This window comes from Arthrobacter sp. Bi83, assembly GCF_918698095.1.
In the GTDB taxonomy this organism is placed as follows: Bacteria; Actinomycetota; Actinomycetes; order Actinomycetales; family Micrococcaceae; genus Arthrobacter.
This window is the reverse complement of record NZ_CAKKLY010000073.1, coordinates 1-16720: the sequence shown is the minus strand read 5'-3', so window position 1 is coordinate 16720 and position 16720 is coordinate 1. Positions and strand designations below refer to the sequence as shown.

Annotated in this window: 13 protein-coding genes; 9 read left to right on the top strand and 4 right to left on the bottom strand. The window is 67.4% G+C overall.

The genetic code is table 11. The annotated features are described in order from the left end of the window. The 4 genes from LQ144_RS21445 to LQ144_RS21430 form a co-directional block, all read left to right on the top strand. Positions 1 to 1346 (top strand): MFS transporter (locus LQ144_RS21445; protein ID WP_230121271.1); only part of this gene is annotated, 1346 nt, incomplete at its 5' end. 1 nt (position 1347) lies between these two features. Next, complete coding sequence (locus LQ144_RS21440) at positions 1348 to 3534, top strand: molybdopterin oxidoreductase family protein (protein ID WP_230121270.1); 2187 nt, start codon at positions 1348 to 1350, stop codon at positions 3532 to 3534. Then, positions 3531 to 5093: an FAD-dependent oxidoreductase gene (locus tag LQ144_RS21435; RefSeq protein WP_230121269.1), complete on the top strand. Its 1563-nt coding sequence runs from the start codon at positions 3531 to 3533 to the stop codon at positions 5091 to 5093. Before LQ144_RS21440 ends, LQ144_RS21435 begins: the two co-directional genes overlap by 4 nt. 70 nt (positions 5094 to 5163) lie before the next feature. Continuing rightward, entirely contained in the window at positions 5164 to 5904 is a 741-nt protein-coding gene (locus tag LQ144_RS21430) for a hypothetical protein (protein ID WP_230121268.1), read from the top strand. Here the strand turns inward: LQ144_RS21430 and LQ144_RS21425 are convergent. Both LQ144_RS21425 and LQ144_RS21420 read right to left on the bottom strand, forming a co-directional pair. Beyond that, positions 5901 to 6278, bottom strand: coding sequence for a hypothetical protein (locus LQ144_RS21425; RefSeq protein WP_230121267.1), 378 nt, complete (start codon positions 6276 to 6278; stop codon positions 5901 to 5903). The genes LQ144_RS21430 and LQ144_RS21425 overlap by 4 nt on opposite strands. A 152-nt stretch (positions 6279 to 6430) precedes the next feature. After that, positions 6431 to 7846 carry an NAD(P)H-quinone dehydrogenase gene (locus LQ144_RS21420; protein WP_230121266.1) on the bottom strand — a complete coding sequence of 472 codons (1416 nt, stop codon included), beginning with the start codon at positions 7844 to 7846 and terminating at the stop codon, positions 6431 to 6433. A 117-nt stretch (positions 7847 to 7963) separates the two neighbouring features. Here LQ144_RS21420 and LQ144_RS21415 point away from each other — a divergent pair, with 117 nt between their 5' ends. Further along, positions 7964 to 8782 carry a purine-nucleoside phosphorylase gene (locus tag LQ144_RS21415; protein ID WP_230121265.1) on the top strand — a complete coding sequence of 273 codons (819 nt, stop codon included), beginning with the start codon at positions 7964 to 7966 and terminating at the stop codon, positions 8780 to 8782. 4 nt (positions 8783 to 8786) lie between these two features. Here LQ144_RS21415 and LQ144_RS21410 read toward each other — a convergent pair whose 3' ends face one another. Continuing rightward, positions 8787 to 9284 carry an Rrf2 family transcriptional regulator gene (locus LQ144_RS21410; RefSeq protein ID WP_230121264.1) on the bottom strand — a complete coding sequence of 166 codons (498 nt, stop codon included), beginning with the start codon at positions 9282 to 9284 and terminating at the stop codon, positions 8787 to 8789. Between the two features lie 130 nt (positions 9285 to 9414). Here LQ144_RS21410 and LQ144_RS21405 point away from each other — a divergent pair, with 130 nt between their 5' ends. Further along, on the top strand, positions 9415 to 11154 hold the full coding sequence (locus LQ144_RS21405) for a phospho-sugar mutase (RefSeq protein ID WP_230121263.1): 1740 nt from the start codon (positions 9415 to 9417) through the stop codon (positions 11152 to 11154). Positions 11155 to 11164: 10 nt separating this feature from the next. Here the strand turns inward: LQ144_RS21405 and nirD are convergent, their stop codons facing one another. Continuing rightward, a complete protein-coding gene (gene nirD / locus LQ144_RS21400; protein ID WP_230121262.1) occupies positions 11165 to 11530 on the bottom strand; it encodes a nitrite reductase small subunit NirD in 366 nt (121 codons plus the stop codon). Positions 11531 to 11822: 292 nt separating this feature from the next. Between nirD and nirB the strand changes: the two genes are divergently transcribed. The 3 genes from nirB to LQ144_RS21385 are packed head-to-tail and all read left to right on the top strand — an operon-like array spanning position 11823 to position 16671. Beyond that, a complete protein-coding gene (nirB, locus tag LQ144_RS21395) occupies positions 11823 to 14453 on the top strand; it encodes a nitrite reductase large subunit NirB (protein WP_230121261.1) in 2631 nt (876 codons plus the stop codon). Between the two features lie 2 nt (positions 14454 to 14455). Then, positions 14456 to 15490 (top strand): uroporphyrinogen-III C-methyltransferase, encoded by a 1035-nt coding sequence (gene cobA, locus LQ144_RS21390; protein ID WP_230121260.1) that lies wholly within the window; start codon positions 14456 to 14458, stop codon positions 15488 to 15490. 5 nt (positions 15491 to 15495) lie between these two features. Beyond that, complete coding sequence (locus tag LQ144_RS21385) at positions 15496 to 16671, top strand: uroporphyrinogen-III synthase (protein WP_230121259.1); 1176 nt, start codon at positions 15496 to 15498, stop codon at positions 16669 to 16671. The last annotated feature ends 49 nt before the right edge of the window (positions 16672 to 16720 follow it).

The following is a 16720-nucleotide window of genomic DNA, read 5'->3' as shown; positions in this document are numbered from 1 at the left end:
CCCTTGAGGTCCGCCCCGGCCGCTGGATCGCCAACTGGGATGCAGAGAACAAGCACCAGTGGGAAACCCAGGGCCGCGCCATTGCGCGCCGGAACCTCAACTGGTCCATCTTCGCCGAATTCCTCGGCTTCGTTGTCTGGCAGCTCTGGTCCATCGTTGTGGTCCAGCTTCCGGCCGCAGGCTTTACCTTCAGCACGTCGGAAATCTTCTGGCTCATCTCCATGCCGAGTCTCGTAGGCGCCACGCTCCGCATCCCCTACACCTTCATGGTCCCGCGCTTCGGCGGCCGGAACTGGACGATCGTTTCGGCGACACTCCTTCTGATTCCCTCGGTCGGCCTGGCGATGTGCGTCTCCAACCCGGACACACCGTTCGGCGTCATGCTGCTCGTGGCGGCCCTGGCCGGCTTCGGCGGCGGCAACTTCGCCAGCTCCATGGCGAACATCACCTTCTTCTACCCGGCGCGTGAAAAGGGCTGGGCCCTGGGACTGAACGCCGCGGGCGGAAACATGGGTGCCGCCGTCGCGCAGCTTGCCGTTCCGATCGCCATCACGCTCCTTGCCGCCGGCACTGTCAACCTTCCGGTCGCAGCCCTCATGTGGGTTCCGCTGATCCTGATCGCTGCCTTCGGCGCCTACAAGTACATGGACAACCTCACGAGTGCCAAGGGAGACGTGGCGGGGTCGCTGGCCGCCCTGAAGGAACCGCACCTGTGGATCATGGCCCTGCTGTACATCGGCACGTTCGGCTCCTTCATCGGTTTCGCCGGCGTGTTCCCGAAGCTCATCAAGGACTACTTCCCCGCCTTCTCCTCCATCGGAGTCGGCACCGTAGCCCTTTCGCTGGCCTTCCTCGGCCCGCTGGTCGGCTCCCTGGCCCGCCCCTACGGCGGACGCATGGCTGACCGCATGGGCGGCGCCCGCATGACCGTTGCAGCCTTCGCCTCCATGGCCGTCATCACGCTGACGATGATCTGGACGCTCCCCCTGAAGAACTTCTGGCTCTTCCTGGTCCTGTTCCTGATGCTCTTCACCGCCAGCGGCTTCGGAAACGGCGCCACTTACCGCATGATCCCGGTGATCTTCGCCATCTCCAGCCGGGCAGCCCGCTCCGGTGCCAGCACGGTCACCACTCAGCGTCTGGCTTCCTCGGCCCTCGGCCTGATCTCCGCAATCGGCGCCTACGGCGGGTTTGTTATCCCGCAGGTCCTGAACGCCTCCAACACGGCCAGCGGCTCCTACACCCCGGCGTTCTACGGCTTCGTCGGCGCCTATGTGCTGATGCTGGCGGTCTGCTGGTTCTGCTACATCCGCAACGCCAACCGAAACGCGATGGGACACGTCTAACATGACCAAAAGCGCCGACACGCACTGCCCTTACTGCGCCCTGCAGTGCGCCATGACGCTCAAGTCTCCAGCGGCTCTGACCCCGGCTGTCCAGCCGGGGTCAGAGCCCGTGCCGGCTGCGCCGGCCCTTGAAGTCAGCGGCCGCGAGTTCCCCACGAACCGCGGCGGCCTCTGCCGCAAGGGCTGGACCTCGGCATCCCTCCTGCACCACCCCGGGCGCGTCACCGAGCCTATGCTGAAGGGTCCCGACGGCGTCCACCGCCCCATCACCTGGGACGAGGCTCTGGCCCGCATCACCACCGCTGTCAAGGACACCCGCGCGAAGTACGGAGCCGACGCAGTCGGAGTCTTCGGCGGCGGCGGCCTCACGAACGAGAAGGCCTACCAGCTGGGCAAGTTCGCCCGCATCGCGCTGGGCACGTCCCGCATCGACTACAACGGCCGGTTCTGCATGTCCTCCGCGGCGGCGGCCGGCATGCGCAGCTTCGGCCTGGACCGCGGGCTGCCGTTTCCGCTGGAGGCACTGGACACCGCCAGCACCATCATGATGCTCGGCTCCAACGTCGCCGAGACCATGCCGCCCTTCGTCCAGCACCTGCAGGGCGTCCGCGACGCCAGCGGTCTGATCGTGGTGGACCCCCGCCGGTCCGCCACCGCGGCCTTCACAGCCGACGGCGGCGGCCTCCACCTCCAGCCCCTGCCGGGCACCGACCTCACCCTCCTGCTCGGCCTCGCCCACGTGGTCATCCACGAAGGACTCGTGGACACGGACTACGTCCAGGCCCGCACTAACGGTTACGACGCACTGGTCCGCAGCGTCAACGCGTTCTGGCCTGAGCGCGTCCAGTCCATCACCGGCGTTCCCGCCGATCTCATCCGCGAGACGGCACGCCGGCTTGCCGACGGCGCCCGCCGCGGCGGCAGCTACATCCTCACCGGCCGCGGCGTGGAACAGCACGTGGACGGCACCGACACCGCCACTGCGGCCATCAACCTCAGCCTCCTGCTCGGGCTGCCGGGCACCGCCCGCAGCGGCTACGGCACCCTCACCGGCCAGGGCAACGGCCAGGGCGGCCGCGAACACGGCCAGAAGGCCGACCAGCTGCCCGGCTACCGCAAGATCACCGATCCCGCGGCCAGGGCCCACATGGCCAAGGTATGGAATGTGCCGGAGGACCTCATCCCCGGTCCCGGACTGCCGGCCGTGCAGCTCCTGAAGTCCCTGGGACAGCCCGACGGCGTCCGCTGCCTCTTCGTGCATGCCTCCAACATCGCCGTCGCATCCCCGGACGCCAACTCGGTCATCGACGGACTCCGCAGCCTGGATTTCCTCATGGTCTGCGACTTCTTCATGTCCGAGACCGCCGCAGAGGCTGACCTCGTCCTGCCGGTGCTTCAATGGGCCGAGGAGGAAGGCACGCTGACCAACCTCGAAGGCCGCGTCCTCCGCCGCCGCCAGGCAATTCAACCGCCTGCCGGAGCCCGCAGCGAGCTCTGGATCATGTCGCAGCTGGCTGAGGCCCTGGACGCGCCGTCCACCTTCAGCGACGACCCGGAGACTGTTTTCGAAGAGCTCCGGCTGGCATCCGCCGGCGGCCTGGCCGACTACTCCGGCATCGACTACGCCATGCTGGGCAAGGGCGAGGCCGCCTACTGGCCCTACCCCGCCGGAAGCACCGGCACGCCGCGGCTGTTCCTGGACGCCTTTGCGCACGCGGGCGGCAAAGCCGTCATGACCCCGGTGGCGCCCCGCCGCCGTCGGACTCCGGCAGCGAATACCGACCCGGCGGCCAAAACCATGACCCTCATTACCGGCCGCCTGCTGGAGCACTACCAGTCGGGAGCCCAGACGCGGCGTGTCTCCGAACTCCTTGCTTCCCAGCCCGAAGCCAGGATGCAGATCCACCCCGCGGCCGCAGCGTCAATGGGCATCACCGACGGTGCGCTGGTTTCGGTGGCAAACGAGCGCGGCGAGGTGGTCTGCCGGGCAGAGCTCAGCACGGCCATCCGCCCCGAGACCGTGTTCCTGCCGTTCCACTTCCCGGAGCTGGAGAGCGCGAACCGGCTGACGGAAGCCGCCACGGATCCCATCTCCGGGATGCCCGAATTCAAATTCAACAAGGTATGGGTCCGGCTGGCCGCGAACGTACTAAACACCAGTGTTCTTCAGACATCGGAGGCCTCATGAGCGAGCAGATTGTAATTGTCGGATTTGGTCCGGTGGCCGCACGGCTGGTCGACGAGCTCCTGCCCGGCGTGCGGGCCGGACAAGTCGGGGTGACGGTCATCGGCCAGGAGGCCGACGCCGCCTACAACCGCGTGCTGGTGGCCGACCTCGGCGTGGGCCGCACCACTCCGGAAGCGCTGGCACTGGCCGACGCCGCGGCCCTCGCCGCGGACGGCGTTGACGTCCGGCTGGGCGTCAAGGTCAAGCGCGTGGACCGGGCACGGCAGAACGTCATTCTCTCTGACGGGACCTCGGCCCACTACGACCGGCTGGTCTTCGCCACCGGTTCCCGGCCGGTCATCCCCAACCTCACCGGCATCAACCCCGACCCTGCGGCCCCGGTCCTGCCGGAAGGCGTCACGGCACTGCGTGACCTGCGCGACGCCGAGGTGCTCCGCAAGGCTGTTGCCGGGCGCAAGCGGGTGGTGGTGCTCGGCGGCGGTGTCCTGGGCCTCGAGACGGCCCTCGCCGCGGCCGAGGAAGGCGCCACGGTTACCGTGGTCCACAACGGTCCGCACCCGCTGGGCCGCAACATCGACCGCGGGGGCGGCGCGGTGCTAGCCGCCAGCCTCCGCAACTGCGGTGTCCGCGTTGCCGGCAACGCCCGTTCCACGGGCGTTGAGCACAACGCTCCCGACGGCGGGTTCTCGGCTCTGCTGCTCCACGACGGTTCGGCGATCGACGGCGACCTCCTGGTCCTGTCCTGCGGCGTCCGTCCGCGTACCGAGCTCGCGGAGGGCTGCGGGCTGTCAACGGGGACGGGAATCCTCGTGGACCACCGCCTCCGCGCCCACCACGAACCGCACATCTTCGCCATCGGCGACTGCGCCGAGGTCCGCTGCCCGGAGCCGGAATGCATCGAATGCCGCACCGCCCGGGGACCGTCCGGCCTGGTGGGACCGGGCTGGCGGCAGGCCGAATGGCTCGCCGAATACCTGCTGCTGCTTGCCGGGGGCCCCCAGGAGGACGCGGACTCGTTGCCCGCCCTCCCCCAAGAGAAGCCCGGCGTGATCGTGCTCAAGGCACGCGGCATGAACATGGCCGCGGCAGGGGACAACTCGGCCGAGCCGTGGGACGAGGAAGTCCTGACAGCGGGAGCGGTCAACGGCCGGCCGCGGCTCCAGATCGCCCAGTGGGCCGATCCCGAGCACGGACGCTACGTGAAAATGACCACCCGCGGCGGTGTACTCGAGGGCCTGGTCAGCGTGGGCATGCCCCGGACCGCCGGCGAGCTGGTGCAGCTCTTCGAACGCGGTGCTGAGCTGCCCGCCGACCGATCCCTGCTCCTGCGGCTTGACGGACCGGACCAGTTGGCCTCAGCCGGCGCTTCCAGTGACCCGGAAAGCACCGTGTGCCGGTGTGCGGGCGTCAGCGGAGGCAAGATCACGGAGGCGGTGACGGGGGGCTGCTCCACCGTGGCAGAGGTTTCCTCGGCCACGCGCGCCGGCACCGGCTGCGGCGGCTGCCACGAGGACATCAAGGGACTCATCGAAAAACACTTCCAGGCAGCAGCTGCGTAAGGGCCGGGTCCCCCGCTCGGCCGCGTCACAGTTCGCGGGCAATACCCGGATGACAGGTAGCATCGGTGCCATGAGTGCCGACGACGACGACGACATCACCGAAGAGCTGCTGGCTGACGCCGGGAAGCTCACCGGCCTGAGCCTTGAGCTCCTGGGCCTGGACCCGCACCCCGATGAGATGACCGCAGAGCAGCGGCTTCAGTTTGATCCTGAGGACCTGGAAGAGATGGCGTCCGTCGCTCCGGACGAGCGGCAGATGTCCGTGCGGCAGACGTGCCTCTTGGCCGGCCTCCTGTGGAATTCATCCAGTGTCCTCATCGACCAGCTGTTCCGGGATCTGGGAACGCTGAGCAAGCTGGACGCAGTCACGCCGGCCGACATCGCCGGGACATCAGTTCTGTCCTCGCTGCCGCCGCAGTTCGCCGCACGGTATGACGCGAAGTTCACGCAGAGGTTCATTGTGGTCGCGGCGGACGTCACCGCGTCCCTGGCGCGGGGATGGACCGCTCCCGGCTGCCTTGCAGGCGAGCTCGCCGTGCGTTGCCTGCTCGATCAGGCCGAGATCACCGAGGACATCTACGAACTCGATCTTCCCGATGAGTGGCGGGCGAACGTTGAGGAAGTCCTGCTCGAGGACGCCGAGTGTGAAGCTCTGTACTCCGATGAAGCACTGCACCCTCATGAAGCACTGCACGCCGGTGAATTGCTCCCGGACGACGCAGGCGCCAACGGCGCGGGAAAGCCTGACGTCCGGGATTGGTTCAAGCCCTTTACGCGCGGCGACGCCGTTCCCCCGTACGCCTGGTCCTAATAGCGTCCCCGGCCGGCTTCCGTGGCAGTGATATTGAAGGAGGCGTCCAGCTTCACGGTCGCCAGCGAGCCGTCGGCCTTCGTGATGTGCGCCTCGTAGACGGCTCCCTCAGCGTCGTTTTCAACACGGTGGACAGCCGCGCCGGGGTTGGCGGCGAGGACCGCGCTCCGCACCCTCGTGGCAGCACTCCCGGTCAGCAGCTTCTCCGTAATCCCGTTGGCCTGGTGGCTGCCCTTGGCGGAGTCCGTGCTGGACTGGCTGCCGGCGTTGGTGCTTGATGCAATGACGGGGTAGCCCATGGCGAGATACGCACCGCCACCCACGAGGCCCGCGACGAGGGCAGAGTTCATTGCGACTTTTCTGACCGTATTCATGACTAGCTCCTGGCTTCCGCGGTCCGAGCATCCGGAAACTCTCCGCTTAGCTGACCGCACGTGGGTCCGGCGTCGCGTCCCGGAGCCGCCAATCCCAGGATCGACAGTCCGGATTTTACGCGCGCGTCCGGGCGCTGGCTAGGAGCAAACTGCTACATGTGGACGTGCAGGCGCCTGGCTGCTTCGGAGATGGAACCGCTCAGCGACGGGTAGACCGCGAAGGTGCTGGCGACATCGTCCACGTGCAGTTTCTGCTTGACCGCGATGGAGATCGCGAAAATCAGTTCAGACGCGTTCGGCCCCACCACAACACCGCCGATCACGGTGCCCGAGCCCTTGCGGGCGAAGATCTTGACGAAGCCGTCCTTGGCGTTGCGCATCTTGGCGCGGGCATTGCTCTTCAGCGTGAGCTTGACGATGTCGCCCTGGTACTTGCCGGACTCGATCTCGGCCTCGGAAACACCCACGGAGGCGATCTCCGGCGAGGTGAAGATGTTGGACGCCACCTGGTGCAGCTTGATGGGCGTCACGCTGTCGCCGAGGAAGTGCGCAATGGCTATTCGGCCCTGCATGGCTGCGACGGAGGCCAGCGCGAGAACGCCGGTGCAGTCGCCGGCGGCATAGATGTTCGGCGCAGTGGTGCGGGAAACGCCGTCGACCTTGATGTGGCCGCTCTCGGTGAGCGCCACGCCAGCCTCTTCGAGACCGATTCCGGCAGTGTTGGGGATGGAGCCCACGCAGACCAAGCAATGGCTTCCGGTGACCTTGGAGCCGTCCCCGAGGGTGACCACCACGCCATCCTCGGTCCGCTCCACAGTTTCGGCCCGAGAGCGGGACAGGACGTGCACGCCGCGGCGCTCGAACACTTCCTCCAGCACCTCCGCGGCGTCAGTGTCTGAACCGGGCAGCACCCGGTCACGGCTGGAAATCAGGGTGACCTTCGAACCCAGGCCGTTGTACGCGGAAGCGAACTCGGCGCCGGTCACGCCCGAGCCCACCACGATCAGTTCTTCGGGAAGCTCGTCCAGGTTGTAGATCTGGGCCCAGTTCAGGATGCGTTCACCGTCAGGCCGCGCAGTCGGCAGCTCGCGCGGGTGGGCCCCCACGGTCAGCAAGATGGCGTCGGCCTCGACAGTCTCGGTGCCGTCGGCGGTCAGGACTTCGATGGTACGGTTGTCCACCAGCTTGCCGGAACCGAGCAGGATGCGGACGTTCTGCTGCTCCAGGCCGGCCGTGATGTCCCGGGACTGCTGGCGGGCGAGGCCGAGCAGCCGGTCGTTGATGTGCTTGAGATCCGCACGCATCACGGGGACGAAGTCACCGCCGTCGACGTCGAACTTGACCCCCAGCTCCCCCGCCTCACCGACGCGGGTCATCAGGTCCGCCGTCGCAATCAGCGTCTTGGAAGGCACGACGTCGGTCAGCACGGCTGATCCGCCGAGGCCGGCACGCTCAATAATGGTGACCTTGGCCCCCAGCGAGGCGGCAACCATGGCGGCTTCGTAGCCACCCGGGCCTCCGCCGAGAATTGCGATTCGGGGTGCGCTGAAATCAGGGTGCATAGTCACAATCAACCATTCTCTCCCACATGGCGCCGCACCACCAACAACCAAGGCTGACCCCGCGGTCCCCGGGCGACTGAGTTTGCGCTGTCCACCGCGGCGCCCGCACGATAGCTTGTACCAGTGAGTAATACAGAATTCCTGAACACTGACCCGTTCGAGGCGGCCCGCACGGCTGCCGACTACATCGCTGCAGAAACCGGCGTCGAGTCGCACGACATCGCGCTGGTCCTCGGCTCCGGCTGGGGCGAGGCAGCCGACCTGATCGGTGAGACCACGGCCACCCTGATGGCCTCCGAGGTGCCGGGCTTTTCCGCCCCTGCCGTGGAGGGCCACGTGGGCACCATCCGTTCGGTGCTGACCAGGGAAGGCAAGCGCGCACTGGTGCTTGGGGCCCGCACCCACTATTACGAGGGCAAGGGCGTCCGTGCCGTTGTCCACGGAGTCCGCACCGCGGCCGCCGCCGGCTGCAAGGCCCTGGTGGTCACCAACGGCTGTGGCGGACTCAACGAAAACTGGGCACCCGGAACGCCTGTGCTGATCAAGGATCACATCAACCTCACCGCCACGTCACCGCTCGAAGGGGCCACCTTCGTTGACCTGACAGACCTCTACTCGTCCCGCATCCGCGGCCTGGCGCGTGAGGTAGATTCCTCGCTGGACGAGGGCGTGTACGCGCAGTTCACCGGGCCGCACTATGAAACGCCGGCCGAGGTCCAGTACGCCAAGCGGATCGGCGCCGACCTCGTGGGCATGTCCACCGCGCTGGAGGCCATCGCCGCACGGCACGCCGGCATGGAGGTGTTCGGCATCTCGCTCGTGACCAACCTCGCCGCCGGCATCAGCCCGGTTCCGCTCAGCCACGCGGAAGTGCTCGAAGCGGGCCATGCAGCCGGGCCGCGCATCTCCAAGCTCCTCGCCGAGATCATCGCCAGGCTGTGAGCCGTCAGCTTTCCGGCCGGTTGTCTGTTCCGAGGAGCTGCGCCAGGGTGTCAGGCCGCGCGTCCGGAAACCTGCGTTCGATGGACTGCGCAATACCTGCCACGTTCTGGCGGGCGAGCTCCGTGCGCCAGGCCAGCTCGGCATGGCGCATCGCCTGTGAGATGAGGCAGCTCCGCGTGTAGTCCTCTCCCATGTCGCCGCCCGGGCCGTTCTTGAGGATGCCGTCACAGCGGAAGGCCAGGTCCCTGCCCTCGATGGCCAGCACAACGTCCAGCACGGTGATCTTGTCCGGCCGCCGCGATAGCTGAAAGCCTCCCTTCGGCCCCGAAACCGAGTCAAGGATTCCGGCACGCACCAGGGCCTGGAGCTGTTTGTTCAGGTACGCCGGGGGCAGCTTGTGGAGCTCGGCCAGCTTGGCGCTGCTGATGGCCTCTCCCGCAGGAGTCCATGCCATATTCACACAGCAGTGCAGGGCCCACTCGACGCCCTGGTTCATCTTCATTCCGAGACACTACGTGTCCAGAATTTCTGGTGTCAAGGGATGCCGAAGACCCGGCATCCCGGCGGGAAGTGACCGGACGGATGGCTTGTCCGGCACCGCTCTGCACTGCTTTGACGATAGCTTGGTTCCTATGACCTCTTCCGCTGCCGATTCCCAGCTGTTCAGCGACGCCCGTGCATGGGCCGACCAGGACCCGGATCCCGCGACCTCCACGGCCTTGGCCGAGCTGCTGACACTCGCCGAAGCCGGCACGCCGGCGGCCATTCAGCAGTTGCAGGACAGCTTCAGCGGAACCCTGCAGTTCGGCACAGCCGGCCTCCGGGCAGCGCTAGGCCCCGGGCCCAACCGGATGAACCGTGTGGTGGTCCGCCGCGCAGCGTCGGGTTTCGCGGGCTTCCTGGCCGCAGCGGTGGAAAACGCGTCGCCCGGAACCCGGCCGCGCGCCGTCGTCGGCTTTGATGCCCGCTACAACTCGGACATTTTTGCCGAAGAGACCGCCGCGATCTTCACAGCGGCAGGCATCGAAACCTTCCTCATGCCGGCCGCGCTGCCCACTCCGCTCCTGGCCTATGCCGTGCGGGCGCTCGACTGCGACGGCGGAGTGATGGTCACAGCCAGCCACAACCCGCCGCAGGACAACGGTTACAAGGTATACCTGGGCCGCCATGCCGTAGAGGAGAGCGGCCGCGGCGCGCAGATCGTTGCGCCGTACGATGCCCTGATCGCCGCGGAGATCGACATGGTGGGAGCGCTGGACACCATCCTGCTGGCCGAGGACGGCTGGACCGTGCTGGAGCCGGGCATCACCGCAGACTATGAGGCGGCCACGGCGGCGTTGGCAAACCGGGACCTCTTCCCCGCCCGCGACCTCAAGATCGTGCTCACGCCCATGCACGGAGTGGGCGGCGACACGGCCGTTGCCGTTCTCAAAGCCGCCGGCTTCGCCGACGTCTCGCTGGTCAGCGAGCAGGCCGAGCCCGACCCGGACTTTCCTACTGTCAGCTTCCCCAATCCGGAGGAACCCGGCGCCCTGGACCTTGCCCTCGCGGCCGCCGTGGAGGCTGATGCGGACATCGTCCTGGCCAATGACCCCGACGCCGACCGGGCTGCGGTGGCGGCCAAGGACCCGGACACGGGCGCATGGCGGATGCTGCGGGGCGATGAAGTGGGCGCGCTGCTGGGCGCGCACGTTGTGGAGCGGCTGGCGGCCTCCACAGAAGAAGCGCACGACGGCGTGTTCGCCAATTCGATCGTTTCCTCACGGCTGCTGCAGCGCATCGCCGCCGCGGCCGGCTACGCGCACGAGGAAACACTCACGGGATTCAAGTGGATTTCCCGCGTGCCTGGCCTGCTCTACGGCTACGAAGAAGCGCTGGGCTATTGCGTGGCCCCCGACCTCGTCCGGGACAAGGACGGCATTTCGGCGGCGGTCCTGATCGCCGAGCTCGCGGCGGCTGCCAAGGCGGGTGGCAAGACCATCTTCGACACGCTGGACGAGCTGTACCTGGTGCACGGTCTGCACGCGGGTGATCAGCTGAGCATCCGGGTAGCGGACCTCGGCCTGCTGGATGCCATGATGAACCGGCTCCGCGTGAGCCCGCCGGAATCGTTCGGCGGCTCCGCCGTGGAATCGTCGATCGACCTGGCCGAAGGCAGCGACGAACTGCCGCCGACGGACGGCCTCGTCTACCTGACCCGAGACCTCACGCGCGTGATCATCCGCCCCAGCGGCACCGAGCCGAAGCTCAAGTGCTACCTGGAAGTCATCCGGAGCGTGGGATCTGCCGCCGAACTGCCGGAGGCCCGGCTGGCCGCGCGGGCCGCCCTGGACCAGGTGCTGGGCGACGTCCGCGAGGCCTTGGGACTGTAGGAGCGTCGGGCTAGAGCTCGATTTCGATGTAGCCGTCTTCGACGCGGGTGTTGAACGTGGCCAGCTGCAGTCCGGCATCGCCGAAGCACTCGCCGGTCTCAAGGTCGTAAACCTCTTTGTGCAGCGGCGACGCGATGGTGGGGCGGGTGCCGCGCGACCCGAGGATGCCGCGTGCCATCACGAAGGCGCCGGTGGCCGGATCCTCCTGGGCGACGGCGAAAACCTCACCGGGTGCGGTGCGGAACAACGCCACCTGGCGGCCGGCAACAAGTGCCGCTTCGCCCCAGGCGAGCTCCAGTTCGTCCACGGCGCAGACCCGGTGCCAGCCAGTGGCGTATCCGGTTTCAAGATCCTCAAGTTCCAGTGTTGCCGTCATGTCGGCTCCTCTCCCTGTGCCTGCTTCCCGGCGGAAGGCCGGTTCCCGCGAGGCGTATTGCGGCCTGCTTCAGCCGCCAATGCGGCGGTATATTCAAGCTAGGTTGCCGGTGTTTCAGAGGCGTGCAGTCAATGTGTCCGGAACGTAAAAGACACCTCACCTGTCCCGAAACCTGTTCGTGATGCAGAAGTTAAGTTCACGAAACATAAGGGAAACTGAAGCGAAATTCCCTTTGCCTAGTCTGGATGGACAAGCTGCAGAGCACCGTCTGCGGCCCAGCGAAAGGCCCACAGTGACCGAACAGACTTCAAGCACAGAGACACCACGCCGCATCGTGGTCGCCGGCGGCGGCCCCGCAGCCCACCGTTTTGCGGATGCTATGCATGCGCGTGGCCTCGAAGGCTGGCAGGTAACTGTTCTCACGGAGGAAGCGCACCTGCCCTATGACCGCGTTGCCCTGAGCAAGGCCCTCACGGACAGCACCGTTGACCTCACGCTTGGCGCCGCATCCATGTGGGACCACGACGTACTCAATCTGAAGACCGGCGAGCGCGTAGTTAAGATCGACACCACGGGCAAGACGGTAGAAACCGCCGCCGGCAGCACGTACGAATACGACGAACTCGTGGTTGCCACCGGTTCTGATGCGGCCAGGCTCCCGATCCCCGGCGCCGAGCACGTGCACGTTTACCGCACGCTCGAAGACGTCTGGGCGATCAACAAGTCCATCGCCGAGCTCACCGAGAAGTTTGGCCGCAAGATCAATGCCGTCACCATCGGCGGCGGGCTGCTGGGTCTGGAATCCGCAGCCGGCACCGAGCAGCTCGGTGCAACCCCGGTCGTCATCAACGGCGCCCCCTGGCTGATGAACACCCAGCTCGATGAAGGCGCCGGCCAGGCGCTGGGCCGCCTGATCGAATCCAAGGGCTTCGAGGTCCACGGTGGCGTGTTCCCCACCGAAATTCTTGCCGACGACGACGGGCAGGTCACCGGCGTGCTGATGGCCGACGGCCGCACCATCCCCGCTGATCTGGTGATCGTGGCCATCGGCGTCAGGCCCCGCGATGAACTCTTCCGCGCCGCCGAGGGTGAGGAGTCCTTGTTTGATCTTGGCCCCCGCGGCGGCGTGGTTATCAACGATGACTGCTCCACCCAGGTCCCCGGTGTCTGGGCCATCGGTGAAGTGGCGAACTTCGGCGGCATGTGCCTGGGCCTCGTTGCTCCGGCCAACACCATGGCCGAAATCGTGGCAGACCGCCTGCACGGCGGCGAGGCGACCTTCCCTGGCTTTGACACCGCCACGAAGCTGAAGCTGTCAGGTGTTGACGTTGCAAGCTTCGGTGATGCCTTTGCCAAGACCGAGCACGCCCTCGAAATCGTTTACGCGGACCCTGCCCGCGGTGTTTACCAGAAGATCGTCACCACGGATGACGCCAAGACCCTGCTCGGCGGCATCTTCGTGGGCGACGCCACTCCGTACACCAGCCTGCGCCCGCTCCTGGGCCGTGAGCTTCCCGCTGAACCGGGTGCCTACCTGACGGCGGCCGGCGGCGGCGACGCCCCCGAGACCGAGCTGCCGGACGACGCCATTCTGTGTTCCTGCAACAACGTGTCTGCGGGGACCATCCGGGACACGGTCAACGGCTGCGGGGCCTGCGACGGCAACGCTCCCGTTCAGGAACTCGGCGAGCTCAAGGGCTGCACCCGCGCAGGAACCAGCTGTGGTTCGTGTGTGCCGATGCTCAAGAAGCTGCTCGAAACCGAGCTGACCAAGTCCGGCGTCGAAGTCTCGAAGGCACTCTGCGAGCACATCGAGCTGTCCCGCCAGGAACTCTTCGATGCCATCCGCGTCCTCGAACTGACCTCCTTCGAAGAGATCATGGCCAAGTACGGCACCGGCGCCGGCTGCGACATCTGCAAGCCGACCATCGCCAACATCCTGGCCAGCCAGAACAGCGCCTACGTGCTCGACGCCGGCCGCGGCACACTGCAGGACACCAACGACCGCGCCCTGGCCAACATGCAGAAGGACGGCACCTACTCGGTGGTCCCCCGCATCGCCGGCGGCGAGATCACCCCGAAGAAGCTCGGCGTTATTGCCGCCGTGGCCGAGAAGTACAACCTGTACACCAAGATCACCGGCGGCCAGCGGATCGACATGTTCGGTGCGCGGCTGGAAGAGCTCCCGGAAATCTGGAAGGAACTCGTGGATGCCGGCTTCGAGTCCGGCCAGGCCTACGGCAAGAGCCTGCGCACGGTGAAGTCCTGCGTCGGTTCCACCTGGTGCCGCTTCGGCGTCCAGGACTCGGTGGCCATGGCCATCCAGCTGGAACTGCGCTACCGCGGCCTCCGCAGCCCGCACAAGCTCAAGATGGGAGTCTCCGGCTGTGCCCGCGAATGCGCCGAGGCCCGCGGCAAGGACGTCGGCGTGATCGCCACCGCCGACGGCTGGAACCTGTACGTCGGCGGCAACGGCGGTGCCACCCCGGCCCACGCCCAGCTGCTGGCCAAGGACCTCGACGACGAGACACTGATCAAGTACATCGACCGCTACTTCATGTACTACATCCGCACCGCGGACCGGCTGCAGCGCACCGCCCGCTGGCAGGAGGAGCTCGACGGCGGCATCAAGCACGTCGAGGACGTGGTGGTGCATGACACCCTGGGCATCGCCGAGGAACTCGAGGCGGCCATGGCCAAGCATGTTGACACCTACGAGGACGAATGGGCTGACACCCTGAAGGATCCGGAGCGCCTGCGCCGGTTCCGCTCCTTCGTCAACGCCCCCGACCAGAAGGACGACTCCATTTCCTTCGTCCCCGACGAGCGCGGCCAGATGCGCCCGGCCACTGCAGAGGAAAAAGGGAAGGTCCTGATCGGGGCTTCCATCCCCATGAGGCCCAGCGATGAGAACGAGGTATAGGCATGCAGCTCAGCATTGATCTCACCGGCCGCGAAGTCCTGGTCACCGGCTCCGACCACGCAGCCCGCCAGGCCGTGCGCCGCTACGAGGCCGCCGGCGCTGTCGTCTACCGCCTCAGCACCCCGCAGGGTGCCGGGCATGACGGCCCGCTGCCTGAACGCCCGTTCCTCGTGGCAGCGATCGACGACGGCCAGCCCGGCTGGGAGGCCCTGCTGGACAGGTGCCGCGCAACCGGCATCCCGGTGGCTGCCGAACCGGCAGCCGGCCCGGTCGGCCACGTGACTCTCGTGGGCGGCGGCCCCGGCACCACCGAACTGCTGACCGTGGCGGCCATCAAGGCGCTGCGCGATGCCGACGTCGTGTTCTACGACCGGCTGGCCCCCTACCAGGAGCTCCCGTCCCTTACCTCGGCCGAACTCGTGGACGTCGGCAAGAAGCCCGGGCACCACAAAGTCAGCCAGGGCGACATCGAGAAGCTCATGGTGGAAAGCGCCCTGGCGGGCAACAACGTGGTCCGCCTCAAGGGCGGGGACCCCTACGTCTTCGGCCGCGGCGGCGAGGAAGTTGCTTCCTGCGTCGCCGCCGGCGTTCCCGTCCGCGTGATTTCCGGCGTCACCAGCGCCATCTCGGTACCGGCTGCAGCCGGCATCCCCGTGACGCACCGCGAAGTCAGCCACATGTTCACCGTCGTGTCCGGCCACGCGCCGCTGACCGACAAGGAGCTCACCCACCTGGCTGGCCTGGGCGGCACGATTGTGGTCCTGATGGGCATCGGCACGCTGCACCACCTGGCCGCGGGACTGCGCCGGGCCGGCATGCGTGCCGACATGCCGATGGCCGTGGTCGAGCGCGGCTACCGGCCCGGACAGCGGACCACGATCGCCGAACTAGGGACGATCGCCTCCGCCGCCGCCGGCTGCAGCAACCCCGCCGTCCTGGTCATCGGCGAGGTGGTGCGCGTGGCTGAGGCCAACCGCGGGCATGCCGAGGCCGCCGCCGATCTTGACCGCCTGGCGGCCTCGCTGCTGGGTTCGTGAACGACATGAGCGCATTGAATGCCATTGCCCCCGCCGCAACAGGCCAGGCAGGATCAAAGCTGCAGGAATCGCCTGCGCCTGAGGCTGCCGGATCTCCGCTGGAAGGATTCCGGATCGGCGTCACCTCACACCGCCGCTCCCGCGACCTGATCGAGGCACTGGAGCGCCGCGGCGCCGAAGTGCTGCACGCCCCCGCCCTCAAGATCGCCCCGGTGAACGAGGACATCAGCCTCATCGAGGACACGAAGGCGATCATTGCCGCGAAGCCCGACCTCTGCATCGCCACGACCGCCTACGGCATGCGCCGCTGGTGCGAAGCGGCGGACGCCTCCGGGATCGGGGAGGAACTGCTCGAAACCCTGGCTGCCTGCCGGATGTTCGTCAGGGGGCCCAAAGCGCGCGGCGCTGTCCGCGCGGCCGGCCTTGCCGACGTCGGCATCAGCAGCGACGAAACCACCGCCACTCTGGTGGACATGCTGCTGGCCGAGGGTGTGCGCGGCAAGACCGTGGCGGTGCAGCTGCACGGCTACACGGACGTGCGCCAGCTCGAGCGGCTCCGGATGTCCGGCGCGACAGTCCTCACCGTCACCCCGTACCGCTGGGTTAAGCCCGACGGCGCCGATCGCCTACCGCGCCTGATCGAGGCCGCCTGCAGCGGCAACCTGGACGTCCTGACCTTCACGAGCGCCCCGGCAGTGGACGCAATGTGGAGCACAGCGCACGAAATGGGACTGTACAAGCAGCTCGTGGAATGCCTGAAGACCACCGTCACCACCGCCGTCGTAGGTCCCGTGACCGCCCAGCCGCTGCTGGACGCCGGAATCACCCCGCTGGTTCCGGAACGGTTCCGGATGGGCGCCCTGATCCGGCTGGTGTGCGAGCACCTGGCCCTGAACCACGTCCGCAGGCTGGACACCCGCTCGGGCCTCGTGGAACTGCGCGGACGCTCGCTGCGCATCGACGGCGAGCCGGTGGAGGTTGCCCCGGCGCCCCTGCTGCTCCTGCGGGCACTCCTCGGCGCGGGAGGTGCGGTCCTCTCCCGGGAGTCGCTCTCCGAACTCCTGGAACTGCGCGGCTCGGTGCACGCGCTCGACATGACCGTGAGCCGGCTGCGGTCGTCCCTGCCGGACGGCAGCCTGGTGGAAACCGTGGTCAAGCGGGGCTACAGGATCCGCGTCTAGCGCACGGACAGCCTCAGCAACGCGGGGTCACTCCGCGCCCATCCCAGCG